This window comes from Chitinophaga pinensis (assembly GCF_007896845.1).
GTDB classification, from domain to species: domain Bacteria; phylum Bacteroidota; class Bacteroidia; order Chitinophagales; family Chitinophagaceae; genus Chitinophaga; species Chitinophaga pinensis_C.
The window spans coordinates 24,544-50,970 of the sequence record NZ_VOHS01000012.1 but is presented as its reverse complement, the minus strand read 5'-3'; the positions used below and the strand labels follow the sequence as shown (position 1 = coordinate 50,970).

Sequence of the window (26,427 nt, the reverse complement as noted above, 5' to 3'; positions counted from 1 at the left end):
TGACCACAGCTTTTACTGCTGCCGTCTCATGGTTTGTAGTCATATAACGAAGGCTTTAAAAGCTGGTAGATTTTGTCAATGCTTCTTTTTCTTTAAAAGCGTCTTTCAATAATTCCAGTTTTGCCATACCCCGTTCGTAAGCGTCTGAACCCAGCAACAGGTATACCGGAGGTTTTTGTTCGTTGACAATCGCGATCATCGCTGCCGCTGCTTTGTCAGGATCTCCTGCCTGTTGACCATCCATTGATTGGTATTTTTCATGCGAATTTCTGATAGCGGTATATTCCGGAATCGTATTTTTCGCCAGGGTCAGTGATTCTTTTGTCAGGAAGCTGGTCCTGAATGCGCCCGGCGCCACAACAGTCACTTTAATACCAAATTCTTTTACATCTTCTGCCAGTACCTCGCTCAGTCCTATCACGGCATGTTTTGCAGCACCATATATAGACCAACCAGTGGCCGGAGCAATACCTGCGATAGAAGAGATGTTAATGATGTGTCCTGAACGCTGTGCCCTTAACTGTGGCATAGCCAGACGGATCACATTGAGTGTACCGAAAACATTGACGTCAAAAGCATCCCGGGTTTCTTTATCTGTCAGCTCTTCGATACTACCACCGATACCATAACCCGCATTGTTTACTACGACATCCAATCTGCCGAAAGTAGCAATCGTCTTTTCAATTGCTGCTGTCACACTGGTTTCGCTGACAAGATCAGTTTCCAGCGGGAGAAAATCTTCAGACTGTTCACTTACCGCCTTTACCAGTTCTTCTACCTTTCTTGAAGTTGCTGCCACGCGTTGACCTGTGGCGAGCAGCTGTTTTACCAGACTTAATCCCAATCCCTTGGAAGCGCCGGTTACAAACCATACTCTGTTGTTGTTGTTGCTCATCGTTTGCTAAGTTTAATGATGCAAAACTACACCGGATCTCTATGCCGGCTATTACATCATTCAAAGCAATACTTGCGGAATTCAAACAATCCTGAAAGAGGATGGTGTCTGGCTGGTCTGCTTCCTGAAAAAGTTATTGAAATGCGCAGGTTCTTCAAAGCCCAGACAGTAACTGATCTCAGAAACGTTCCAGTTGGTATGTTTCAGCAGGGCTTTGGCCTCGCTGACCAGTCGTTCTGAGATGTGCTCGGTCGTCGTTTTACCCGTTGTTTCCTTGATGGCCCTGTTCAGGTGATTGACGTGTACGGCCAGCTGATCTGCAAAATCTTTGGCCGAACGGAGCGTAAAGCGCTGGGATGGTGATTCGATAGGGAACTGTCTTTCCAGCAGTTCTGTGAAGATGGAGGTAATCCGGGACTTGGCATCCGGATGCTTATATAATGTCTCACTGGGCTCCAGTTTCAGGGCATAATGGATCATTTCTGTCACATAGTTCATCAACAGATCATACTTATACCGGTAATCCGAATTGATCTCGTCCAGCATTTTGGTAAAGATCTGACTGACGTGTGCATCCTGTTCTTCCGTCAACACATAGGAAGGTTTACCTCCGGGGGCAAACATCGGCAGTTCATTGATACTGCCTCTCATCCGCTCGGTGAAGAAGCCTTCTTTAAAGATGCAGAAGAAACCTGTCTTTGTTTCGGACAGGGTCTCATATGTATATGGTACCTGAGGATTGAAGAAAGTCAGGGTACTGCCATCCAGTTCCACGCTTTTATCAGCGTAATGATAAACATTCCGTCCTCTGACCAGATTGATCTTATAAAAATCCCGGCGGCTATATTTAAAGGTCTTTGCAGACGGCCCCTGGAAGTCTTCCAGCCGGAATACATTGAAATGTCCTATATCCTGCTGGAGGTTTTCAGGCAGCCAGTTGAACTTCTGCTGATAGAACTCCGCTAATGTTTGTGTTTCTGCCATACTGCTAAGTTACAAAATTCAAACATTCCGAAAAACGGGTTTTCTCAAAGGCTATTGATAGGGCGTCAATGTCACCGGACCGATCAGGCCTGAAGCCTGTAAGGGCCAGCCTGCGGCATCAAAAGGTTGGTAGTTGATATTGACAAAATTGATCTCATGGTAGTTACGCCATTGAATGCCCCGTTGATCCATATAACGGATCCTGTTGGCCATCAGATTGGCCACCTCGATCCGGATCTCATTTTTACCCGGACGCAGGTATTGCCCTACCCTTCCCCGGAACGGAATCGCCCAGTAAATACCAGCGTCCTGTCCGTTGATCGTCACCCGGGCACTTTCATGCACTTTTCCGAGATCCAGCACATATTCCTTTTCCGGCTTATCCGGCAGGGTAAATGTCTGGCTATATACAGCCGACCCGCTATAGGCAATTGCCGCTGTATCGGAGAGGTTTGTCCAGGAGACCAGTTGAACCAGCTGACGGTCCGCAGGTTTAAAAGGGCCTCCCTGCGTAAATGTAAGGTCCCATTTACCTGCTAAAGGAAGCGGTGTTCCGGGCTTATTCAGATACGTCCAGTTACCAGCCGCCTTTTCTGCGGCAGTGACCTGACCGGTTCTTATAATCAGGGACTGACCGGGTTCCAGCTGGATCCTGACCACATCATTAACATGCTGATGTCCTACTGCTGTAGTACCATATCTTCCTGTCATAGGGTCGAGCAATAGTACGGTGTCTTCTTCCCCTATCTGATTAAGAGGTATCGCGTCATCTACAGCGTCTGCCGTATGATTGACGATATAATACCATGTTCTGTCTTTATCTTTTCTACGGATAAACTGCAGACCATCAGCCGTCAGTTTTTCTCCATCAATGTGCTGTTGATGCAAGGCTTCCTGTATGCCGTAATAGTCATACATAATGCCTTTTCCCATCTTTTTACGGACCATTCTGCCCGGTAAAGGTCCTTTCACCTTTTCCCGCAGTGCTTTAAACTGTTGTCTGCGTTTATCAAGATTATACAAACCCGGCACATCCTCTGGCATTGATTCAAAAATAACCGTCGCACCTGCTTCTACCAGTCTGATGATCTGCTCAAATGTCTCCGGAGGCATCAGCTTCATTGTAGGAATGATCAGCACTTTATAAGGTGCAGCATTGGCACCTGTAAGCAATTTCCCGTCCTGCACATGCGTCCTGCCCAGTTGCTTATCTGAGACAAAATCGAGCGAATATCCTGCCTGCTGCAGGCTTTTTACCTGTTTATAAAAAGGTGTCGGATGCAGCCATTCGTCAATATCATGCACTTTCAATGGCAGATCCCTTCCTTTGGTATTTTCCCAGCAGTCATACACCGGCCAGTAGATCAGCAGTTCATTATCAGGTATGCCGGTCTGTAGTACAGACTGTACTCTGGTAATATAGCTATTGAGACCAGTCAGGTGCGACCAGAAACTATTGGCAGGTACGAAATTGACAGATGCATAAAACAGCCAGCCGGGCCATGCTACATCTGGTGGAGAAAAGGTATTACCATGATAAAACACGTGATTCACACCTGCCAGAAATGCCTGTTCTACTTCGGGTTTACATTGGGAAAGGGAGGTCTTGAAATGCTCCGTCAGCCAGGTAAATGTCTCACAGGATACCAAAGGATGGCCTGCCACATGCGCTGCCGAGGAGGCAAACTTTAACATGACCGGATCGGGTGCTACGTTACGGATATCGGCACTATCCCTTCTGAGTCCGGGGATGGGGAAATAAGTGGAGCCAAAGGTTTCGCATTCGGGGATATCGACCGCTGCGTATAAATCCAGCAGATTACCGGGAGAGCCATGCGCCTGATTCTTCGACACACTGCCATAGCCATGGGCCCATTGGGTCCACGGAGTAGTAAAATTGTCCAGCAGTAATGCTGCCATGGTTTCCCGGTAGTCAGACTTTACCCTGCCCACCAGCGCTGTACTATCTTCACTGAGCAGTTCCGGCAGATAGTCACTGAGCTCATAGCCTCTATGCGTTTTAAAGGCAGTAAGAAAAGTGGGTGTCCAGTCTGCATTGTACACTTCATAACTATCGTTATAGAAAGAGCGTATACCCGGTGACTTCCCTTTAAAAGCAGTATCAAAACGTTGCAGATATACAGGTAAAGCAGCAGCGGAAAGGTGATCAAGCGTATACCCTTCTCCACCGGGAGCGGCTCTTTTTACCTGCTGAAGCGTCCAGCCGCTGAACAAGGCATATAATGTCCAGTCACCCGCAGGCGGCGTCCATTTCAGGTAACCGTCCTTATCCACTTTATTGAGCAGGGAGAGACGTTGTTTACCATTATACGCGGTCAGGGCCTGTAAGACGGCGCCCTGTTGTCTGGCATCATTTACCCGTATCTGTGTTGTGAAAGCAGTGCCGCCTTTTACAGGATAGGACTGTATGATCATACGGGAGGCGGCTTGTTCTTTTGTCAGCTGTGGACCACCAAAAGGCCATCCTGTACCGGTAGTTAAGTCCACGCCCATATTATACCCTGCAGCCGTTTTTACTGTATACCGTAATAAATCCATCCATTGTGGCGAGAGAAAACTGACATATCCGGATTCATATCCTTTGGCCCCATAGATCGGGGCTATTTCAACACCACCGAATCCTGCATCATGCAAAGTCTTTAATGAGACCTCCAGACTTTTTTCATTTACTGCACTGCCCGGCCACCACCACCGAGTCCATGGCTGCTGCAGCCTGTTACCCGGCGCAGGCCATACGGATGGACGCAAAGTGTCAGTATGTGGTATTGAAGGCTGTTGGGCCACAGCCGGCTGTACAAACAGCATTGACAGGATAGCTGGCAGTAATCTGCAGGATCTTCTGATAACAGTTTTCATAACGTCATTTATTGTTCGGTAGCCGACCAGTCAAACTCTGGGTTTTCCGCCGGCGTTTTGGATTGCAGCATCAGTCCGGAGAGCGCTTTCACTTTCTGTGGATATTTAGCGGCCAGATCATGCTCTTCTCCTATGTCTTCTGAGAGATGATACAGTTCAAAACGTTCGGGTGTGCCACGTTTTTTAAAACGGATCAGTTTCCAGTCATCCTTTAGCAATGCTTCCTGTAATCCGCCTTCATTGAACTGCCAGTAGAAGTAGTCATGCTGCCTTGCGGGTTTCTTTCCGTTCAGCGCTTTACTGTAAGATAAGCCATCTGCTCCGGATAAAACAGGGGAATGTGTAATATCACTCAGAGTTGGCAGTACATCCCAGAAAGCCCATGGAATACTGCTAACCTGTCCGGCAGACACTTTACCCGGCGCTCTCACGAGCAGGGGTACTCTGATACCTCCCTCATAGAGGTCTCGTTTAATGCCTTTTAAAGGGCCATTGCTGTCAAAATAAACAGGGTCTGCGCCCCCTTCTCTATGCGGACCGTTATCGCTGGTAAAGAAAATATAGGTATTGTCGTCCAGTCCGAGTTGTTTTATCAATGCACTGATCTCCCCTACATTCCTGTCCAGTTTTGTAACCATGGCTGCAAATGCAGCATGCGGATTATCCTGACTGCGATAGGTTCCATTCTTTCGTTCGTAAGGTGTTTCAGGACCGAACTTACTGCCGCCATCCGCATTCAGGAAAGGCTGCATGTCAGCCGTCGGTGGCGCCAGCTCCGCATGTGGCAGGGTAAAGGGCAGGAAGAGGAAGAAAGGTTTGTCTTTATTCTCATGGATAAAAGACAAGGCATGTTGCAGGATCTCATCCTGAGAATATACATTCGTATCCCTTGGCACACGGCTGATCTGCCCGTTCTTCACTTCAAAGAGATAGTCTGTATAGTAGTTATGTGCGTGTTGCTGGTTCAGATAACCAAAGAAGGTATCAAAGCCTTTTATCTCCGGCGATCCGGTTGTACCTGCTTCTCCCAGTCCCCATTTACCAAACATACCGGTACGGTAGCCATTCCCTTGCAGCAGCTGTGCCAGAGTGCTGTCCTGCGCGCGTAAGGGCAGCCGTGTATTACCTCTGATATAGGCATGTCCCATATGCTTTCCGGTGAGCAGGGCGCAACGGGAAGGAGCGCAGACAGTATTGCCGGAATAGAAGTTCGTGAATTGTATGCCCTCCTGCCCCAGCCTGTCAATATTAGGTGTTTTAACAGGGCTTTTGCTGTTATAATCGCTGATATTACCATATCCCAGATCATCTGCCAGTATAAAGATGATATTGGGTTTGCGGGTCTGTGCCTGACTCAGGATAGTAGTCAATAGCGCACATCCTGTCAGGACGAGGCCCAAAAGTTTCTTCCGGTCCATAGTGTTGGTTGATCGACGTAAATAATCTGTTAGCGAAAGCCAAGATACACAACTCCACTAAATTAATAGACTAGTCGGTCATAAAAGAATAGAATGGGGTAAGCCGGGACAATAGTATTCAATAAAAAAGGCTTCCGTTATAGCGGAAGCCTTTTACCTATAATATGTTGTCTGACTATTCAGCTACTTTGAAAGTACCTACTGCGCTTTCGATCACAGGTGTAACAGTGGCTTCATCTTTTACTTTCGCCACACCGGTGATAATATAGGCGATGCCATTTTTCACCACGGTATAGTTGCGGGCAATAACGTCAGCACCGCCTGTCTGGTCGGAACTGTATTTAAACCATTTACCCGGCAGTCCGCTGATGTCTTTATCACCGCTTTCCAGCACCTTGAAATTGCTCATATATTTACCCATGGTAGCGAGGGTTGCTTTATGATAATCCTCGAAACTGAGCTTACCGACATTTTCACTTACAACGTTAATATTGGAACGGAAACCGTCTGTTTCAACAGGCGCAAACAGGAAGGTCAGCTTGATACCATTCAGTGTGGTATCGGTTTTTCTCCATCCTGCAGGTGCATCAATTGAAAATTTACCTGCACCGCTGTTCATATTCTTCTGGGCTTGTTCCAGCAATTCCTTAGACGTCTTTGGGGTATTATTACCATTCTTACAGGCACTGAAAAATACAGCTCCTGCAACAACCAGTAAAGAAATGTACTTCATAAATTGGTGTTTATTAGTCCGCTAAAGTAAAATCATTTTATTTAAAATCAGCATATTTCAGACAAGTACCGTGCCGTCCATACTATTCCACATTTTGCTTTTTTGCAGATTTTCTATATTTAATACAGGTTTTTACCTTTTAATATATTATTTTCAACTTAAGTCTTATTGTCACTACCTGTGCCAGATTATGTGGTAGAATATTTCAAACAGATAGCAAATTATGGTCAGATACTATGCAATATTCAGGGATGGAAGTTATAGTCCGCTACACAATCTCGAATCAATTTCTGCTTTTCCGGAGTACGCGTATATTCTCATGACAACGGATACCTTAAAACCCAATGGTTATGTTGAATCCACCATTTATCAATTCGTGAATGCAAAAGGAGAACTGGAAATGCTTAGAATAGCTAACTGGGAACTCCTGTATATCAGTCCATGGACCTTCAATTCAGAGGGCCTCCGTTACTGCCTGTACAATCACCTGACGAAAACAGCCCATGAATTCCGCGGAGAAGAAACCAGTCTTTCCTTCTTCAAAAATGACCTGTTTCCGAAGTTACGGGAGCTCTCCATCATACCTGATTATCACCAATATCTTTTGAGTGAAAAGGTGGATCTGCTGGAAGAAGAGCTGACAGAACTCAGAAGACGGCTCTATGAAGTAGAGAAAGTATTAAAGAGATAAGCGTCAAAAGACATAACTTGCTATGACTGAACAGACAGGTTATGCGCACATCAGAAGAAATCATCATTATAGGGGCTGGCGCCGCCGGCCTCATTGCAGCAAGGGAATTATCTGCACATCATACAGTTACCGTGCTGGAAGCCCGGGAAACTACCGGCGGAAGGATACAGACCGTTTATAAGGACGGTGTCAAATCCGCCGAAACCGGTGCTGAATTCGTACACGGTGAATTACCCATCACACTAGGTCTGCTGAAAGAAGCAGGACTCTCCTATTATAACATTTACGGGAAGATGTTCCAGGTACGGGACGGTAAATGGGATGCCCGATACGAAATGATCGAGGACTGGGACGGACTGCTGGAAAAAATGAGCGCCATACCAACGGATACGACCATGCAGGCATTTCTGAATGAACATTATCCGGGGGAACAGTATGCCAGTCTCCATGAAAGCGTACAATCATTTGTGCAGGGCTATGACCTTGCCGATATGACGAAAGTGAGCGTAAAGGCCCTTTACCGTGAATGGACAAATGAGAGTGAAAAGAACTTCCGGATCGACCGGGGCTATTCTGCTATGATTCATTTTCTGGAAGACGTCTGCCGCCGGCAGCAGGCACGCATTATTACCAATGCAGTGGTCAGCCATATTGAATGGTCAGCCGGTATGGTCAAAGTCACCACAAAAGCCGGCACTACCTATACAGGCACTAAGGTGATCATTGCCGTTCCTTTAGGCATCCTGCAACAGGGAGCCATCCACTTCTCACCTGCCCTTCCTGCACACACGACCGCCGTCCATCAAATTGGCTGGGGTACCGTCATCAAAACAGTGCTTGCATTTAAGGAGCCCTTCTGGGAGAAACATGCTGAACAGATGGGCTTTCTCCTCGGAAAAGCGCCCATTCCTACCTGGTGGACGCAGCTGCCGGATAAAGCAAATGTGCTGACTGGCTGGCTGGGTGGCCCTCCTGCTATTCCTCATTTGCACAAAACAAATGAAGCATTACTGGAAATGGCCTTACAATCACTGGCGATCCTCTGTAATGAAAGCATAGATATGCTGAAAGCACAGCTGGTAGAAAGCCACATTTCTAACTGGGCGACTGATCCGCACATAAGCGGTTCATATAGTTACAGCACACCGGCCACAACAGCGGCACAGGTGGTCCTGAATACACCAGTGGATGGCACCATCTACTTTGCAGGAGAAGCCCTGTATAATGGCGCCAGTCCGGGTACAGTAGAAGCCGCACTCAGTACCGGTAAAGCAGTAGCAGAAAGAATATTGAAAAGGGCGTCGCAGAAGTGACGCCCTTGTTATTCATTCCATTTTTTATAACTAATTACTCCTTAGAGCAAACTTTCCAGTAGTGGCTTCAGTTCCGGCATGGAAGGTCTTGGCGCATCAACAGAGACAATGTTGCCCTGTTTGTCAAACACCATGAAACGGGGAATACCGTTTACATCATAGAACTTCTGCATGTCAGACCAGCCACCGGCAAAGAGCTGGATCCCGCCCATGTTTTGCGCTTTCACAAATGCTTTCCATTTCTCTTTATCTTCAGCTTTGTCTGTTGAGATACTGACAAAAGCTACATTTTTACCATGCATTGCTGCCTCCAGTTCTTTCATAAAAGGAATTTCTTTTTTGCAGGGACCACACCAGGTCGCCCACATATCCACCAATACTACTTTCCCTTTCAGACTGGCCAGCGTTACTGTATCTCCGTTGATACCGGGGAAAGAGAAGTTATAGCCTGCAGTTCCTTTTTTGAAAGTGCTGAGGGCTTTACGTGTGTCAAACAGCGCCTTCTGCATGTTATCTGTCATCAGGTATTTTTGATAAGGTGTATACACCGCATCAAACTTCTCCAGTGATCGGTAAGACCTGAAATCATTCACCAGCCACACGCCTTTCAGGGTATCATTGCATAATACAGACAGAGACAGCTCAACGCGGTTGGCCAGCGTAATACTGTCCACCCTTGATGCTGCCAGCATCGTATAACGTTGCACCAGATCGGCGCCCTCTCCCAGTTCCAGTATATTGGCCGCACAATAGCGTTTAGGCTGCAGAATGGTATTGTAATAAGCAGGCATCTGCTTCTTGTCAGGATGTGTGGAACGTGGCATTACCAGTATTCCCATGGCAGTCGATTCCATATCTGCGTCAACGGTCATCGTCAGCAGCCGGTTAAATGTTCCATTCTTTGTATGAATGGATTTCTTAAACGTCGCTACCGCTGGCTGAATGGCATCCACAGCCGGAAAGAAAGCCCGGTAAGTAGTTGTGTCATTCAGACTCGCTTTACTTTTCAGTGGTCCGATCAGCTGCTGCCACGCGTAAAGGAGTTTATTCTCCTCACCGCCTTTTACAACGCTGTAATGACCCTTATCATCCTGAATATCCAGCGTCACTTGCTCGCCGGATTGCAGGTATACGCGGATATTGTTTCTGCTCGCCTTTCCGTCAACTGACATGGCGATGTAATAATAACCGGCAGCAGGTACAGGGATAGCAAACGCGAAGTTGTGTTCCTTGTCAAGGGTGGTACTGGCAAATTCTACCAGTCTGCCTTCTCTGACGTTATAGAGTTTCATGCCATTGGCCGTTTTCAGGGCACAATTACCGCTGATCATAGCTGGCGAAGGGTTGGCATACGTTGCCTTCATACCTGCCAGCGCTGCCAGCAGGAGGATCATTTTTTTCATATGTGAGCAGGTTTAACGTTCTCTGTAAGTAACCGTTTTGATTTTACCAAAGCCAGTATAGGATTCACTCAATACCAGATTGCCATTTACAGGCGGTACGGTATATAGTTCGAAGCTTCCGGCACTTTCAGCAGGCAATGACGGGTCATACACACCTACCTGTAATTTGTTATAGTAAGCTTTCGCCGCTACTGTTGTAATCCCCATAAAGCCATCGCACTTCAGGAAAGACACAGATTTCTGACCATAGTCTATCATCAGCTTTGTCGCCTTTGTACTGATGTCATATTCATACAACTTTCCTCCTACGTTATAGAATACATATCCCAGATCGGGATGTATGGCAATATTCTCTGCTTTTGTAAAATCAGTCGCCAGCAACTCTTCATAATAGGTCTGGGCAATAGTAGCAGCTACATTGAACCTCGCCAGATAATATTTCTGATGCAGGGAATCGAGTATTGCATAAGTATCCCCGCTGTTGAAACGGGTGGTCTCCATAAAGCGGAGATCCTTGCCTGTTGTAAAACTAAAGCGGGTACCCGCAGGCATATCGGTACAGTTGGCCGGCAGACTATATATATGTCTTACAAAGCGTTTTTCATCCTCGTTATATAAGACGTGTACCTCTGTAGAACCCGCTGAATTGTCAACGTAGCCGATATACTTTGAGACTTTGAAGGGAACAGATTTACCATACATTACATTTACCGGCAGACCGAAATAAATGTTGAATGTGTACATGTAGTAGTACATGTTGTTATCATTCCCGTGCAGGTACATCGTCGCAGAAGAACGCTGAGTGACTTTATCTGCATAAAATCCTGTCGGTAAGGTGCTGAAAACATCTGTCTGTAAAGGAGACTTAAACTTGAACGTTTCCCCATCCAGCCGACTGGTTCCATTGGTGGTACTGACGTAAACCGTGTGACCGGTAATGGCAGCCGTCGTACGCGCAAACTTAACGTCAACAGGTTTACCTGTTAATGTAAGACCGGCACCGATACTCCCTAATACATCATATATCGGTTTATAGCCGTTGACGCCTTTAGACAGCATGTCAAGCCGGCTGTTCGCATTCACCTCCGACAATAATACCCATCCTTCATAGACACTGGTCACCACCGCCATCAGAAATCTTTTGGAATAGCTGATGCCCGTATTCTTATCGGTGACTCTGTATATAACCGTATACTGACCGGAAGGCAGGGTAATGCGTGCTTCGAGGTCATGGCTGTAAGCCAGTGTATCGTTATCTATTGTATTGCCGGTATTGGTAATAGCGGCTACCCACAGATAAGTATAACTGCCGGTATCCTTCGTGGCGTCCAGTGTAAAAGACAGGTCAGGCCGTAGGGTGAATACACTACCGTAGTCAACCGTATACAGGCTGTCAACGCCGGAAATATTCACCACATTGACATCGACGTAATCGTAGTTTCCCTTGTCCTTATAGCAACTGCTCAATGCAAATGCGATAAGAATATATAAGAATAATTTCTTCATGTTAAGTTGATAAAATGATGATTAATCGTTTGCCATCTGCACAGATCACTGGGAAGCCTCTCCCATGATCATTTCCCTGCCATCTTCTTCATAGATAATATTACCGGCTTCACGCTGCTGGTTCAGATAACGCTGCATGGCCTTACCCATATACACCGCTTCTGCAACAGATATGGTGGTAAAATCATTAATGGTCATATCCAGTTGCTCACATATCAGCAGGATCTTTTTACGGGAAAACTCTCCCAGATAAGTATCCAGCCAGCGGCCCGGTTTGGGGATCAGGTCTCCGATATATAGTGTAATCGAACCGGTAGACACCAAAGAGTCTTTTGTCTGCGGTTGTGTCAGCGTCGTATCGAAATCCTGATTGGGTAATAAGCGGAAATGCAACAGATACTGACGTTCCGACATTTCTTTCGTGCGATGGATCTGTATGGAATATACATCCATGATTTATTGGCCGGCATGATATATGAATCGGCCAATGCTTCATAATGTACACCTGCCACAGCAGAGCTGAGGCTGTCGATCACCTTCACACCAAAGCTTCTGTCATGATCTGCCTGCCGTCCCATCAGATCAACTCTTATCTGCAGAATGCTATCCTTAAGATTGGCATCTGCCAGAGAAAAGGTGAACAGGAGTGTATCTATACGCTGGGTATTTCTCACGTTACCGTAATTGATGGAATTATCGAATACAGCGTGGAACTACCACTATAAAAATCTATTGTTTCCTTTTTGCAGGCGGTCATTGCGAGTAGCAATGCCGCGGCGATATAGAATGCTTTCATACTATGATCAGTTATAGGAGATTAACGATAATCAGACTCACTTTTCGGCAGCGGTACTATATATGTCTTTGCTGACATGGTGAAGTTTCCGCTGGTAGCACCACCTCTTGGTACAGTTGTCTGCCCTTTTCTTTTATAATAAAAAACACCTGTCCTTCGCCATAAAATTCTTTCTGATATTCCTTCCTGAGTTCCGTTTCAATCGCTGCTGCCGGTGGCAGGTCTGCCAGTCCGCGGTTATACCTGACCGTATTCAGATAGACAATGCGGCAGCCGGATCCGTTTCACATTCCGCCGCGATATAGTACATCTCGCTGATACGCAGCAAAGGCATTCTGTAGCGGAATAACTCCGAACTATCTTTATTATCCAGATCTGCAAATTTGAAGAAACAGCGGAAGGTTTTATTACCACCCGTAGGGATGATCCAGCTTGGATTATAGCGGTAATCGCCTTCCAAAGATTCGTAGGTGGTTGTCAGCCTTGTAGGATGCGCCGCCAGAATAGTACGGTCGGTCGCACTGGGCGAGAAACTACCGGTGTAGGTAACATACAGTCTCGGACAATAAATATCAAAGAGATGTTCGGTAGAAAAGTCCGGTCGGGGAAACCTCCATTACCGGTCACCAGCTTCAGATTTGTCCACGGAAACCATTTTCCGGCCCCTTCTATCACCGCTTTCGCCTCTGCCAGTGCAGCTGGTTTATTCGCACGATACAGCTGTACTCTTGCCTTCAGTGCCTTTACAGCAAAGTAATTAAGGCGGCCATTACGCTGTTGCAAAAAGAAATCCACCTGTTGCTGTCCGGGAATACGGCGTGGTCCGGCAGTGATCACAGGATCATTACGTAAACAGCTTTCTGCACGTTCAAGATCACCAGCACACTGTCGATGACATTATTGGCAGACAGCAGAACGAACGTTAATATCAGCATGTGTCACATATGGTACGCTCGGTGCTGTAGAATCCGTCATATACAGGTCCATACAGCCGTAGCAGGTCAAAGTGCATAAAAGCCCTGATCGCATAGGCCTCTCCTCTGATGGTAGAATCTCTGCCCGACGTAGTATACCCGGATATTTGTTCATATTTTCCAGCAGGTTATTACTGGACATGATCACTTTATACCCGTTGGTCCATACCGCGTCTATTGCCGGTTCTGTGAGGAGTTGGTATAAATATAATTGGCATGCTGATACCAGTCATGTCCGGCTGTGCCGGAAACATTATACTCCTGTCCTAATACACCGACAAAGGTGAGCGTGAGATTACCACCATATAAGCTGGTTGATCCCATATCCTGATAGAGGCCGTTCAGATGGTTAATGAAGCCCTGTTCTGTACTATATACAGAGCTTTCTACGAACTGATCTTCCGGTTTTACCTCAAGGTATTTTTTGCAGGAGAATAATCCCACAGACAATAAAGTTATAATAGCAGAGATCCTGAATGATCTTTTCATAATCTTACTTTTAGAAAGTGGCTCTTACACTCAATGAATAGGAGTTAGAGAAAGGATAGTCCGTACCGCGTTCGCTCTTGATAGTCGCCAGACGGAACACATCGTTGGTATACCCTGTGAAACGCAGTGTAGACAATCCGGCCTGACGCATCCATGGTTTGTTTAGCAATTCATAGCTGACATTGATCGATTCTCCTGCCAGATAATTGTTACGCTGTACATAGCGGGAAGTCATTTTCACCGCCGTGAAATTATTGATCGCCTTAAAGCGGGCGACATCTCCCGGCTTTTTCCAGCGCTCATACAGGGCACGTTTGTCCATATTCTCTTCTGCTACTTTTCTCACAGTGATATTTTCTACACGGTCATACAAGGCCTGATTAAAGACGTCGCCACCATAAGTATAGCGGATGTTCATACCGAATGTAAATGCACTCCAGCGAAGATTAGCACTGAGGATACCCTCCATTTTAGGTTGCGCATTACCAACTACCACTTCATCTTTGGCTTCATAATCGAAGGACTTTGTACCATCTTTTTTGATGAACACCTCTGTTCCTGTACCCGGATCTATACCGGCGGAACGTACAGCCCATATTGCATCCGGACTACTTCCGTCTCTGAAGCGCTGTAATGAGTTATTATCCTGTGCCAGATCATTTTGTTTCTCCATCATGGTCAGGAAACCACCATAGGTACTTTTCTGGTAACGGCCGGTCATCCCCAGTGTGAGATAGAGATTTTTCCGCAGGTTACGGATAGGGGCCGCTTTCAGGTTCCATTCCACACCGCTGGTATGCTGATAACCGATATTAAAAGGATATGCACTGATACCCGTAGAAGATGGTGTTGTTACCAATGCTATGAGCGGATCTGTATTCTTTTTATAGTAGTCCACCGTCAATGTGATACGATCTTTCAGGAAAGACATATCCGCACCGATGTCTGTTGACATGGAATTCTGCCATTTCAGATCGGGATTACCGATGTTCCTGATAGTATACCCCTGTCCGAATTGGTTATTCGAAGAATTGATACCATATACGGATTCAGAAGAAAGTCCCTGAAAGTTCTGGTTACCGGTGAGACCGATATTTGCACGGATCTTTAATAATGAGATCCATTTCACACCGCGGAGCAATGCATCATTGTGCAGGTTATAACCGATACCGGCGGACCAGAAAGGAGAATATTTATTATTCGTACCGAAAGAGGTAGAACCGTCCATACGGAAAGATCCATCCAGCAGAAAGCGGCGGTCGAACATATAACTTGCTGTTGCCAGCGCGGCTACGCTACGTCTGATTGTCTTGGTATAAACAGGTATACCATCCGGCTCATAGCCATAGGCAAAAGATGGATTACCCGGTGCACCTACCGGAAAACCAGCAGCAGTAAAGGCTTCGCGGTTATTCTGTTCATTCCTGATCTCACCACGGGCATTCAGGTTGACCTGATGTTTGTTACTGATCAGTTTTCCGTAGGAGAGCATCAGGTTACCATTGTACCCGTATTGCGTTTGTTCATCGTAATCGTAAGTGCCTCTGTTTTCGGCGGTCTGCCCGATAAACGTTGTATTCATCGGAGACAGAAAAGTCTTTGTTGTGGCGTTATCACTGGTGATGTTGATACCACCGGTAATACGCAGGTCGCTGTTAATGTCATAGATCATCTGCAGATTTTCTGAGATAGCCTGTGACTTTGTATAATCATAGCTGTTGAGGGTTGCGTTATACAATGGATTACCGGCAGTATCAACCTGATTGTTAGAAGTTGTATAGATGTCAAGATACGGATCGACTGAACCGTCCGGGTTTCTTTTTTCGAAGTATGGCAATACCTTCACCCAGTCTGAAAAAGAACCGTATGGTGACTGATCCGCACGATACCCGTTCAGGTAGAGTTTATTGCTGATATTTAATTTTCCTTTGCGATACTGAAGGTCAATATTGGCGCCCCAGGTATTACGACCGGAACCTTTCATCACACCGTTGAGGTCTTTGTAATTGACCCCTACACCGTAGCGCATCTGGTTATCTCCTCCTTCTGCATACAGGGCATGTCCGTTGGTAGTTCCGATACGTACCGGTTCATTGAGCCAGTAGGTATTCACGCCACGTTTTACATTGGTAAGACGTTTCGCATACAGTTCATCCAGCAGGATCTGTGATTCATACAGGGGGGCGGTGCTTCTGTTGATATTATATCTGCCTGCCAGCTTTTCATATTCCAGCTTCTCTGCTGCGTTCATCATGTTATAGCTGGTCAGGTCAGGCGCTTCCACACGAAAGTCGTAGTTATAGCTCACGCGCATAGCACCGGGCTTTGGCTTCAGTGTTTCAATCACGACCACTCCATTGGCAGCACGCGCACCATAAAGAGCGGTAGATGCCGCATCTTTCAGCACGGTGATAGCTGCCACACGGTTCATATCCAGATCGTTGATCACCTGTAAGGTTGTTTCAAAACCATCTAATATAAATAATGGCTGATTGGCGTTTGCGTTGGATTGCGTCTGAACGGAGATAAGGCTGCTTTTACCACGGATCTCAATATTGGGCATTGCATTCGGGTTAGCACCTACCATATTGTTTTCGACGATAATAAAGGAAGGGTCCAGTGTTTTCAGACTTTGCAGTACGTTCTGGTTACCTACGGTTTTTAGCTGACCGCCGGTATAAGTGGCAGCAGCGCCCGTAAAACTTTCCTTCTTACGGGTAACGATACCGGTCACCACGACTTCCTTTGCATTGTTCCTTGCTACAAGAGAGATCTTCAATGAGGTGCGTCCTTTCAGGGGAACCATCTGTGGCTCCATACCGATATAAGAAACCTGCAGAATGGCGTCCGGAGAGGTTGTTATTTCGAAGTTGCCGCTTTCGTCGGTAAAGGCACCTATATGACCCTTGAGGTCTAGTATGGTCGCCTTACCCAGCGCCTGTCTGTTATCGTCAGTAATGGTACCGCGGACAGTCACCAGCTGGGGCGCCTGTTCGGTGACGGTATTGTTGTTTGTCGGCGTGGGCGGAGGTGTACCACGTTTGATCACCAGCACACCATTTTCCACGTTCCAGGAAAGGCGGGAGTTGCTCAGTACTTTGCGCAGTACTTCATCAAGGGTGGCGTTTTTCACGCGCATGGTCACAGGAGGCAGCTTTTTCAGCTCTTCCTGATCATAGATAAAGCGTAGGCCGACCTGTTTTCTAATTTCATTCAGTAATGCAGGTACAGTGATATTCTTTACATCAAGGGTGATGCCGGGTGTGGCCGGTGCTTGCGCGTAGACACCGACGGGCATGAGGGATAGTGAAGAAAAAAGCCCGGCAGGAGCAGCTGCGAGCAGTAACCATACTGCGCCCCGCCTTAAACGGCTTCCATAACAATACTTTTTTTTCATTACTTTTAATGAGATTTTAGGTAATAGAACCCCACTCCTTGTCTCCGACAAGGAACAGGTTTTTACTTAGGGCGGGTCTTGTTGCAACCAGGACCCGTCTTTTTTTGGCTGTGATTGTGCTACTTGTTTACTGCATAACCTGTTATTATTCTCTCTTTTTGGTTGACATTAAAATGAATAGCTGTCATTTTCTCAAGTAATTCTGTTATGGTGCTGATTTCTTTGTATTGTGGCAGATTGGCTTCGATCTTACGCTCCCTTATTTCGCCCTCAGGCAGAATGATCTTATAATTGTATATCCGCTCAAGACGGCGGCAGATATCTTCCAGCGTCGTTTCAGCAAAGACCAGTTCTCCATCTTTCCAGGCCGTATATATTTCTGTATCTACATTACGGACCTTTGTATTGTCGTATGGCGCCTTGCTGAGCAATTGCTGTCCCGGTTTCAGGTAAGTGCTGTCCCCCTTATGATGCACTACTATTTTCCCTTGTACCAGTGTAGCCGCAATATTGTTTTCGTACGTATTAATGTTAAAAGCTGTCCCTAAAACTTTGATTGATGCATGATTGCTCTGTACTGTAAATGGCCGGGCGGCATCTGTTGCCACTTCAAAATAGGCTTCCCCTTCTACGGTTACAAGACGCGCATCCTGTGGGAATCGTGATGGATATCGGAGACGGGTATCAGCATTCAGCCATACTTTTGTGCCATCTGACAGTACCAAATGATACGTGTACCCTCTGGGCACTATCAGTGTATTATAGGAAATATGATCGTTCGTTCCCTGTCCCTTCTCATATATCAGTTCTTCACCACTTACTGCTGTTGCCCCCTTAAGTCTGCTGAGCGTATCCAGCTGCACCTCGTCTCCTTCTGCTGTCAGCAGTGTAATGGCCGAAGGAGATTGATTTTCGGTTGATCTGACGGCTATCTGAGATGCATGCTGACCAGCATACCGGAAATAATACCACGCAGCGCCTGCCAGTAACAATACGGCAGCAGCTGCTGCATATCGCCACATAGGACGCACACGGGTGTTCCGTGGCATCGTCCAGTCAGTATCCTGCCGTTCCAGACGTTGCGTAAGCGCTTCCCAGCCTTCAGCTACATCTGCTTTTGCCCATTCTTTCAGATCCAGTTCATCTTTTATGGCCTGATACTGGCGCAGCAATGCCTGTTCTGATTCATTTAAATCAGAATAGTCCTGCGTTTGACCATTTTCCAGATAATGGAGCAGTTTATCGTTATCGATATTCTTTTTACTGTTATCCATGGGCTACTACTATAATGACAGGTGAGGTGTAAAAAAGGGTGACTGCCCTCCACAACTTTTTTTTAAAAAATAGTGAAGTATACAGGATCTTGAAGATTACCAGCGAGATAAGCAGCTTTTCCAGCCTTTCACGTTCTTGTCTGAGCGTCTCATAGGCTTTGCGAAGCTGGGTCTTCACGGTATTCAGGGAAATATTGAGCTGTTCAGCAATTTCGCTGTACTTATAGCCTTCTCCATTGCTGAGCAAAAATATCTTACGCCGCTGTTCCGGTAAACGTTGCACAGCCAGCAGTAAAGCGGCTTTCAATTCGTCTTCTTTTTGCAATATGGCCTCTTCCCTCTGAGGATCATAGGCATCAGGGGCGGCGGATTGTACATTGTGTTTAGTGCGGGTAGCTGCGCTGTTCTGGTAGTTGATGACGCCATTACGGATGGCACGGAAGGCATATTTCTCGAAACTATCTGGCGTAGGCAGGGTGTCGCGTTTGCCCCAGCAACGGAAAAAGAAGTCCTGCACTACATCTTTTGCAGCTTCCATATCTTTCAGGTAGCTATAAGCAAAAAGGCATAATGGTTGATAATGGTCCCTGAACAACTGTTCATACCGTTGTCTGTCTGTCCACTGCTCATGCATCAGTAGTTCGTATCATCTTTTTTGTAAGCGGAGGCACAAAATAAAAACAAAATCGCGATTTATGCATATGCAATTAAGAATTAGGAAGGAGGAATCAGGAATAGCGGCTATCAGTGAACAACAAAAAAGCGCCCGTATCAGATGCTGATACGGGCGCTAACGACTACGCTCTTGTTTTATAATCTCGGATCAACCGGTTCACTTTCCAATGCCAGCAGTCCGAAGACACACTGATGCACTTTCCGCAAAGGCTCCTTCGCTACAAAGTGTTCTATTGCCTGTACCCCCAGTGCAAATTCCCGGAGCGCCAATGCACGCTTGGCTCCTGATCCTCTCTTCTTTAACCGGGTCAGATTAGCCTCAAGGGTATATTCAGGCCCATATATTATCCGCAGATATTCCCGCCCTCTGATCTTTATAGCGGGCTGTAAAAGACCTTTACTGCCTCTTTCAATAAAAGAAAGTGATTTCACCACCATTCCCTCCCCTCCTTTGGCAGTCAGGGCTTCCCACCAGTTGACAGCATCCGCTACGCTTTCTGCATCCTCCAGATCTACCAGTTTCCAGTTAGTGGGGATCAGGGGATTCCCTTCTCCACCGCAATAACGGGCGATCGTTTCTATATGCCAGACGTGGTCTTTATCGAAATATGTCCTGCCTTCGGTGGCCATAATATGAAAAGGCGCCAGCTGATAATCTGCAAGTGATTTCACCTCCCAGCAATACTGTCTGTAAGCCTCCACAAACAGCCTGCACATCTCTGCCCGCTCCTCATACCCTTTCAGCAAAGGAGCCGTTTCTGGCAGGTGGTCAGCGATACGGAGTGTTTCCACTACTTCTGTCATGGCATGTACGGCCGCCGCTCCTGTAGCAGCATATTGGTGCTGTAACAAGGCTTGTGCTTTCGCATTCCAGGGCATCAGTTCACAGTCCAGACACACCCAGTCCGTCTCCATCTCCTCCCAGAAGTTCCGGGCAGTAAGGGCGTCTCTTACCATCCCAAGGAAAGCCTGTTCCAGTTCTTTGTCAGTGAAGAAGACCCTTCCTGTGCGGGTGTAACAGGTACCAATGCTGTCCTCTTCCAGACCGAAGCGCCTGCTGACCACCGTACTATCTTTGCAGACAATCACAACAGCTCTCGAACCCATGTGTTTTTCCTCACAGATCACCTTTGTGACGTCATTCTTTTTATAATAGCTGAAAGCGCCGGCAGGATGTTCCAGATAATCTGGTAAGGTGCTTGTTTCCGTAGGCGACATGGTTGGTGGCAGATAGATCAGCCATTTGGGATGTATGCTGAAACGGCTCATGGTTTCCAGTGCTGCCGCGGTATAGTCCTCCCTGACGGTCACCAGATTGAGCAGACGGGTTTCTATCACCTGTTTGCCCATAAGATCTTCTATATCCAATACATCATCCTGTTCATGCTGCAGGTTATTGCCTGTACCCGGCATCCTGAGCGGACGCGTAGGTTCCATATAAGTAGCCAGAGCAGGTACATTGATCAGTTCTTTTTCCGGATAACGCAAGGCCGTCAGTTTACCGCCGAACACACAACCCGTATCGATATCAATGGTATTATTAAACCACTGTGGTTCATATACCGGCGTATGTCCGTATACCACCATTGCCTTTCCTTTATAATTGGATGCCCAGTTGTATCTTACCGGCAGGCCGAATTCATCGATCTCTCCGGTCGTTTCGCCATACAAACAGAATTCACGTACTGCTCCGGAACCCCTGCCCTGCATCTCTTCTTTTAATCCGGCATGCGCGACTACCAGTTTACCGCCATCCAGTACATAGTGACTGATAAGACTATCGAGAAATACTTTTAGCTCTTCGATGAAAGCGGTATCCTCTTCTGCCAGTTGATCTACTGTCGCTTTCAATCCGTGACTGAGTTTTACATTACTGCCCCGCAGATATTTCAACAGTTTCATGTCGTGATTACCCGGTACGCAAAGTGCGGTTCCTTCTTTCACTGTATGCATGACCAGTTTAAATACCGCCGGACTTGCAGGTCCTCTGTCACAAAGATCTCCCAGAAACAACAGCTTCCTGCCTGTCAATACATCAACGCGATGTGTTGCTGCATCCACCGTATGTCCCAGCTTTGTGAGCAATGCACACAGTTCGTCGTAACAACCGTGTATATCACCGATGATATCAAAAGGACCGTGTTCTTCTTTCTTTACAGTCCACAATGGTTCACGGTCAATCCCTGTAATATCAGCCACTTCTGCTTCCGTACGGAACTCAAATATCTTGCGGAACCCTTCTGTTTTCAGTTTGCTGATACCTCTTTTTAAAGAGTTAATATGACTGTTGACTACATGTACCGGCAAGGTTCTCTCTGTACGCATTTCATTGCGGGACAAACACACGGTATCCGGCATATTCATAACAATGGCCACCGGCAGGGTGTGATATTCTCTTGCCAATGCCACCAGCTGCTTTCTGTCTTCAGGTCGTACATTAGTTGCATCTACCACAGTCAGCAGGCCACGCTTCAATCGTTTACCAACGATATAATAAAGCAGATCGAAAGCATCAGCAGATGCATCCATCGCGTTCTCGCTATTGCTTACCATTTCCCGGCAACTATCACTGCTTACAATCTCCGCAGCACCGAACCATTTTTTTGCGAAAGTGCTCTTTCCTGACCCCGTCGCGCCGATCAGTACGATCAGGGATAATTCAGGTACTTGTATGTTCATTAAAGGGAATTAAAAATTAAAAATTGAATCAGGAAATAATCAGGAATCAGCTTTTCTTAACAACCAATTCCTGATTCTTAATACCTAATTCTTAATTAGTGTAAAGATGGCCATTTGCGTAGGCGCACCTACATGCTCCGCTTCTTCACCTATTGCTTTGATGACATAAGTATACCCATAAGTTGTACTTACTTTCTCACACCAGTCACTGAACTGAGCGCGTGTCCATTCAAAGCGGTGATCGCTGTGCCGCATCATACTTTCATCTTCAGTAAAGGTGACATTCCATTCTTTGTTAGGTGTGGTCACCACTACTTTACCCGGCTTTGCATATTCAAATACACACTTCTCCATCGCTTTGAGCCGCACAGTATCCAGATGCTCGATCACTTCCACCAATGCGGCTGCATCAAAACCTTCCATCCGGCGGTCCCTGTATACAAGAGAGCCTAATATCAGCCGGAGACGCTTACGTTGGTTATCAGGCAGCTGATAATATTTTAATCTGCGGTATGCTATTTCCAGCGTGCGGGAAGAAACATCCATACCCGTAATATGCGTCAGTTGCTGATGCGTCATTAAGCGTTTCAGGAGTTTACCTTCTCCACAACCAAGGTCGAGAACAGATTTTACAGGTGTACTGAGCAATTCATCACATACTATCTGTAATCTGGAATCATGTAGTTTAGGCGTAGAGATCTCCGGCTCGGGAATCAGTTCCGCTTCCACTATATCCTCCGGAATATCGTCTTTCATCAGCATCGCCATCGCATCATTCATCAGGCTTTTCTGATGACGCAGATAGCGTCTGGAAATCAGTTCACGCTCCGGATGCTTATCCAGCCAGCCTTTTCCTTTTGCCAGCAGTTTCTCTACCTCTTCCTTATTTACCCAGTAATGTTTATCATTATCCAGAACAGGAATCAGAATATACAGATGCGTAAGCAGTGTCTGTAAGGTCACTGTATGTTTCAGGACAACTGTAAAATAACGGCTATTCCCCCATTCGGGGAATTTGTCATCCAGTGTATACCTTGTGGCAGTGACCGTATACCCCAGCGGCTCAAACATTCTCAATAACAGCTGTTCTCCGCCATTTACCGGTAATACAGAGAGTTTCACTTCAAATGGCAGGGGCATATCTACCAGTTCAGGTTTATCCTTACACTTGCCATTTAAAGCGGAGGCAAACGCTTTTGAAATAGCATTACTCATGATGGAGGACGCCACATAGGGCCTGTCATTCACATACTGCTCCAGTGCGAAGCTATTGCCCGAAGAGCCATCATTGGTACGCACCAATCCTACCGGATCAATATCCAGTACCATGGCACAGGTACATTCCTGTTCGTTTGCAACGGGGTAAAATATATGTGCTTTCCCTTTAGACAGTCCTATGTCCTGCACTTTTGCGGGGTGTTTATGCAACAGATACCCGAGGTCTGTCGCGGGCGTATGTCTCGTCGTAATTGTTAGTAACATCTTTCCTTAAAATTGACAATGTAAAAGTGCGCTACATGTGTGAAGTCTTTTTGCGCAGTTGGAAAGAATCTTAAAAAAATCTTGCAAGGCAATAACAAACAACGGATACTACAAATGCCCTTGCTTCAGTTTCCAGATTAAGTAAAAGCCCATAGCAGCCAACACAAAATATATCCACCACCAGTTGGCCACATGCGATTTATGCGCATCTTCGTCATCATCATGATGATGGTGATCCTCCTCATGATGCCCGTAGTACATGAAGATCTCCCAGTAACAGTTCTCCACTTCTTCGGCTGTCAGTGCTTTTTCTACCCCATTCTTATGAAAACGGGTACCGGTCAGCAGGGTCAGCTCATTCTTTTCGATCAGCTCCTCCATAGCCAGCAGTAACGCTTCTCCTTCGGCATCGGCAAGCGGTCCTGCTTCCAGGTATTGTATCAATAGTGTTCTTATCTGTGGTAATTCCATACGCCAATTTATAAAACATTCCCGAGTGGCGAAACTTCCTGCATGATAACTTTGCCCCACATTCCCCCTTGCCATTCTGGAAATACCGGGTACCTTTAAGGTGAAAACTCAGCCGGGTATGCAATTCAGACAAATACCTCCACCGGAATATCTCAGGGACTACATCCGGTTCTTCTGGGTACTGGAAAGTAACGATACAGACGTTTCTGCCGCCACCTTCAGAACAATTGCTGATGGTTGCCCGGGACTTATTTTCCAGCATCAGGATCAGGGAATACTATTTCAGAATGACAAACAGCTACCGGGTACGATCCTTTACGGACAAGCCACCCGGCATGCGGCACTCCGGATAAACGGCCGCTTCGAGACCATCGGTATATTCTTCCACCCACACGCCTTAAAGTCTATCTTCGGACTGAATGCTGATGAACTGACTGATACCTGTCTTGACGTGGACTTGATCGCAGCATCCCTTGATTTTCAACTATCTGCGCAACTGACAGACATCACCTCCCCGGAAGCCAGAATAGATATACTCTGTTCCTTCCTGCTGGCGCAACTGACGAAACATAATCAATTGGGAGACAAAGCAATGCACCATGCGCTCGACCGTATCAGGCAAACCAATGGCAATATTTCTGTAAAGGCGTTGCGGGAAGAGTTACAGTTGTCAGAAAGAAGCTTTGAACGTAAGTTCAAACAACATATAGGTATCACCCCAAGCTCTTTGCACGTATTGCACAGTTTCAGGCATCCATGCAGTTACTCAGACAAAGCGATTATAATAAACTCTCTGATATCGCTTTTGAAAATGAATATGCCGACCAATCGCATTTCATCCGCGCCTTCAAAGAATTTGCCGGCGCTTCTCCTTTTCAGTTCATGAAAAAATCAGAAGAACTGATCGAAAATCTTTCCATACTGACGAAATAATCCGCTGCCGGTTTTGTTCTATTTTCCGGTGTTAGCCCGCAATAGCTTTGTGATATAAAACAATCTATCATGAAACTAATCATCTTTGGCGCCACAGGCGGCACCGGCAAACAACTCACCGAACAGGCACTTGAACAGGGACATATGGTGACTGCTTTTGTACGCGATCCTTCCAGATTGGGTATCATGCACTCAAACCTGAACATTGTAAAAGGCGATGTCATGGACCCCGCTTCTATTATACCTGCCATGCAGGGACAGGAAGCCGTATTATGCGCAATCGGCTCTCCTGCCAACAAGATCGGTACTATCCGGTCTACCGGGACCAGCAATATCATACAGGCCATGAAAGCAACAGGGGTGAGACGCCTGATTTGTCAGACATCATTGGGTTATGGCGACAGTAAAAAAACACTCGACCAGACTCCTTTTATCTTTAAATACATCATTGTTCCCTTCATCCTGAAAAAAGGTTTTGCGGACCATGCGTTACAGGAAGAATATATTAAACAAAGTCAGCTGGATTGGGTCATTGCCAGACCCGCCAATCTCACAGATGGTACGCTGACACGCCGTTATAAAAAGGGATTTCCTGCTACGGAGAAGCATCTTAAAATGAAGATCTCCCGCGCAGATGTAGCGGATTTTATGTTGGAACAGATCAGCGGGAGTGCGTATCTGCGGAAGACAGCGGGATTGTCTTACTGAACTCCAGTTCCGTTCCTGCTTCCACCTCATAAGCTGCTTTGTCTTTCTCAAAAATCTTTGCTGACAAAGTGCCTTCCAGTGTAATGCGTTTATCTTTTATCCGGATCCAGCTTCCTTCTCTCAATCCGACTACCGGCAGATCCTGCTGTACCTGAAACTCACGGATACGTGTTTCTCTTGATTCACCCATATGCGGCAATCCCGGAATAGGATCAAGATAATGCGGATTCAGATTAAAAGGGATCAGTCCCATGGTCTGGAAACTGGGAGGATATACAACCGGCATATCATTCGTCGTCTGCATGTTTACACCGCCGATATTGCTACCCGCACTGGTACCCATATAAGGCGTGCCTTTCTCCACTGCTTCAGCCAGCAGATCCATCAGGCCCAACTCATGCAGCTGCTTTACCAGCAGAAAGGTATTGCCACCTCCGGTGAAAAATGCCTGTGCATTTTTAATTGCTGCTGCAGGTTCTTCAAAAGTATGCAGTCCCCGCAACTGATAGCCTGCAGCGGCAAACACTGTCGCTGCTTTTTCTGTGTATTCATCATGAGAGATGCCACCCGGACGGGCATAAGGCACAAAGATCACTTCTGTGACGCCGGCAAACAATTCTCTCATAACCGGCAACAGATAAGACAGGTATGCTTCCCCATGTAAGGTGGAGGTACTGGCTAAAACGACATTTTTCATGGGCTGCAATATAAAGAGATCAGCGATAATCA

Annotated in this window: 24 protein-coding genes and 1 pseudogene; 6 read left to right on the top strand and 19 right to left on the bottom strand. The window is 46.4% G+C overall.

Annotated features, from left to right (window positions below; genetic code table 11):
- Positions 1–55: 55 nt before the first annotated feature.
- The 5 genes from FEF09_RS14105 to FEF09_RS14085 all read right to left on the bottom strand — a co-directional run bounded on the left by FEF09_RS14105 (position 56) and on the right by FEF09_RS14085 (position 6,907).
- On the bottom strand, positions 56–895 hold the full coding sequence (locus tag FEF09_RS14105) for an SDR family oxidoreductase (RefSeq protein WP_146305716.1): 840 nt from the start codon (positions 893–895) through the stop codon (positions 56–58).
- A gap of 81 nt (positions 896–976) precedes the next feature.
- Entirely contained in the window at positions 977–1,879 is a 903-nt protein-coding gene (locus tag FEF09_RS14100; protein WP_146305715.1) for a helix-turn-helix domain-containing protein, read from the bottom strand.
- A gap of 51 nt (positions 1,880–1,930) precedes the next feature.
- A complete protein-coding gene (locus FEF09_RS14095) occupies positions 1,931–4,756 on the bottom strand; it encodes a glycosyl hydrolase (RefSeq protein WP_146305714.1) in 2,826 nt (941 codons plus the stop codon).
- Positions 4,757–4,764: 8 nt separating this feature from the next.
- Positions 4,765–6,174, bottom strand: coding sequence for an arylsulfatase (locus tag FEF09_RS14090; protein WP_146305713.1), 1,410 nt, complete (start codon positions 6,172–6,174; stop codon positions 4,765–4,767).
- A 175-nt stretch (positions 6,175–6,349) separates the two neighbouring features.
- Positions 6,350–6,907 (bottom strand): DUF1795 domain-containing protein, encoded by a 558-nt coding sequence (locus FEF09_RS14085; RefSeq protein ID WP_146305712.1) that lies wholly within the window; start codon positions 6,905–6,907, stop codon positions 6,350–6,352.
- 223 nt (positions 6,908–7,130) lie between these two features.
- Here FEF09_RS14085 and FEF09_RS14080 point away from each other — a divergent pair, with 223 nt between their 5' ends.
- Positions 7,131–7,598 (top strand): hypothetical protein, encoded by a 468-nt coding sequence (locus FEF09_RS14080; RefSeq protein ID WP_146305711.1) that lies wholly within the window; start codon positions 7,131–7,133, stop codon positions 7,596–7,598.
- Between the two features lie 41 nt (positions 7,599–7,639).
- Positions 7,640–8,911, top strand: coding sequence for a flavin monoamine oxidase family protein (locus tag FEF09_RS14075; RefSeq protein ID WP_146305710.1), 1,272 nt, complete (start codon positions 7,640–7,642; stop codon positions 8,909–8,911).
- A gap of 41 nt (positions 8,912–8,952) precedes the next feature.
- On the opposite strand, the gene FEF09_RS14070 is transcribed toward FEF09_RS14075, so the two are convergent.
- From FEF09_RS14070 to FEF09_RS34780, 4 genes are read right to left on the bottom strand one after another with little or no spacing between them, the layout of a single operon-like run.
- A complete protein-coding gene (locus FEF09_RS14070; RefSeq protein WP_146305709.1) occupies positions 8,953–10,314 on the bottom strand; it encodes a TlpA family protein disulfide reductase in 1,362 nt (453 codons plus the stop codon).
- A gap of 12 nt (positions 10,315–10,326) precedes the next feature.
- A complete protein-coding gene (locus tag FEF09_RS14065) occupies positions 10,327–11,820 on the bottom strand; it encodes a PKD-like family lipoprotein (RefSeq protein WP_146305708.1) in 1,494 nt (497 codons plus the stop codon).
- Between the two features lie 45 nt (positions 11,821–11,865).
- Positions 11,866–12,273: a hypothetical protein gene (locus tag FEF09_RS14060; RefSeq protein ID WP_146305707.1), complete on the bottom strand. Its 408-nt coding sequence runs from the start codon at positions 12,271–12,273 to the stop codon at positions 11,866–11,868.
- Complete coding sequence (locus FEF09_RS34780) at positions 12,168–12,449, bottom strand: DUF4843 domain-containing protein (RefSeq protein ID WP_409994857.1); 282 nt, start codon at positions 12,447–12,449, stop codon at positions 12,168–12,170. Before FEF09_RS34780 ends, FEF09_RS14060 begins: the two co-directional genes overlap by 106 nt.
- Here FEF09_RS34780 and FEF09_RS33000 point away from each other — a divergent pair.
- Positions 12,378–12,545: a hypothetical protein gene (locus FEF09_RS33000; protein WP_261387485.1), complete on the top strand. Its 168-nt coding sequence runs from the start codon at positions 12,378–12,380 to the stop codon at positions 12,543–12,545. The two genes, FEF09_RS34780 and FEF09_RS33000, sit on opposite strands and share 72 nt — an antisense overlap.
- Positions 12,546–12,869: 324 nt before the next feature.
- Here the strand turns inward: FEF09_RS33000 and FEF09_RS14050 are convergent, their stop codons facing one another.
- The 9 genes from FEF09_RS14050 to FEF09_RS14005 form a co-directional block, all read right to left on the bottom strand.
- Positions 12,870–13,076: a RagB/SusD family nutrient uptake outer membrane protein gene (locus tag FEF09_RS14050; protein ID WP_186774341.1), complete on the bottom strand. Its 207-nt coding sequence runs from the start codon at positions 13,074–13,076 to the stop codon at positions 12,870–12,872.
- 17 nt (positions 13,077–13,093) lie between these two features.
- On the bottom strand, positions 13,094–13,453 hold the full coding sequence (locus FEF09_RS14045; RefSeq protein ID WP_146305705.1) for a hypothetical protein: 360 nt from the start codon (positions 13,451–13,453) through the stop codon (positions 13,094–13,096).
- A gap of 311 nt (positions 13,454–13,764) precedes the next feature.
- Positions 13,765–14,079 (bottom strand): hypothetical protein, encoded by a 315-nt coding sequence (locus FEF09_RS14035; protein ID WP_146305704.1) that lies wholly within the window; start codon positions 14,077–14,079, stop codon positions 13,765–13,767.
- Between the two features lie 10 nt (positions 14,080–14,089).
- Complete coding sequence (locus FEF09_RS14030; protein WP_146305703.1) at positions 14,090–17,476, bottom strand: SusC/RagA family TonB-linked outer membrane protein; 3,387 nt, start codon at positions 17,474–17,476, stop codon at positions 14,090–14,092.
- 119 nt (positions 17,477–17,595) lie between these two features.
- Entirely contained in the window at positions 17,596–18,750 is a 1,155-nt protein-coding gene (locus FEF09_RS14025) for a FecR family protein (RefSeq protein ID WP_146305702.1), read from the bottom strand.
- Positions 18,743–19,384, bottom strand: coding sequence for an RNA polymerase sigma-70 factor (locus FEF09_RS14020; RefSeq protein ID WP_146305701.1), 642 nt, complete (start codon positions 19,382–19,384; stop codon positions 18,743–18,745). The genes FEF09_RS14025 and FEF09_RS14020 overlap by 8 nt, the downstream gene beginning before the upstream one ends.
- A 176-nt stretch (positions 19,385–19,560) precedes the next feature.
- Positions 19,561–22,104, bottom strand: coding sequence for a polynucleotide kinase-phosphatase (locus tag FEF09_RS14015; RefSeq protein ID WP_146305700.1), 2,544 nt, complete (start codon positions 22,102–22,104; stop codon positions 19,561–19,563).
- An 84-nt stretch (positions 22,105–22,188) separates the two neighbouring features.
- On the bottom strand, positions 22,189–23,586 hold the full coding sequence (locus FEF09_RS14010; RefSeq protein ID WP_146305699.1) for a 3' terminal RNA ribose 2'-O-methyltransferase Hen1: 1,398 nt from the start codon (positions 23,584–23,586) through the stop codon (positions 22,189–22,191).
- A 108-nt stretch (positions 23,587–23,694) separates the two neighbouring features.
- On the bottom strand, positions 23,695–24,057 hold the full coding sequence (locus FEF09_RS14005) for a hypothetical protein (protein WP_146305698.1): 363 nt from the start codon (positions 24,055–24,057) through the stop codon (positions 23,695–23,697).
- 118 nt (positions 24,058–24,175) lie between these two features.
- Between FEF09_RS14005 and FEF09_RS34775 the strand changes: the two are divergent.
- From FEF09_RS34775 to FEF09_RS13995, 3 genes and pseudogenes are all read left to right on the top strand, one after another.
- Positions 24,176–24,448 (top strand): annotated as a pseudogene (locus FEF09_RS34775) (DUF6597 domain-containing transcriptional factor); the annotation flags it as partial.
- Between the two features lie 365 nt (positions 24,449–24,813).
- Positions 24,814–24,990 carry a helix-turn-helix domain-containing protein gene (locus tag FEF09_RS34770; RefSeq protein ID WP_222596979.1) on the top strand — a complete coding sequence of 59 codons (177 nt, stop codon included), beginning with the start codon at positions 24,814–24,816 and terminating at the stop codon, positions 24,988–24,990.
- A gap of 69 nt (positions 24,991–25,059) precedes the next feature.
- Complete coding sequence (locus FEF09_RS13995; protein ID WP_146305697.1) at positions 25,060–25,698, top strand: NAD(P)-dependent oxidoreductase; 639 nt, start codon at positions 25,060–25,062, stop codon at positions 25,696–25,698.
- Here the strand turns inward: FEF09_RS13995 and pepE are convergent.
- On the bottom strand, positions 25,652–26,395 hold the full coding sequence (gene pepE / locus FEF09_RS13990) for a dipeptidase PepE (protein ID WP_146305696.1): 744 nt from the start codon (positions 26,393–26,395) through the stop codon (positions 25,652–25,654). The genes FEF09_RS13995 and pepE overlap by 47 nt on opposite strands.
- Positions 26,396–26,427 lie beyond the last annotated feature (32 nt).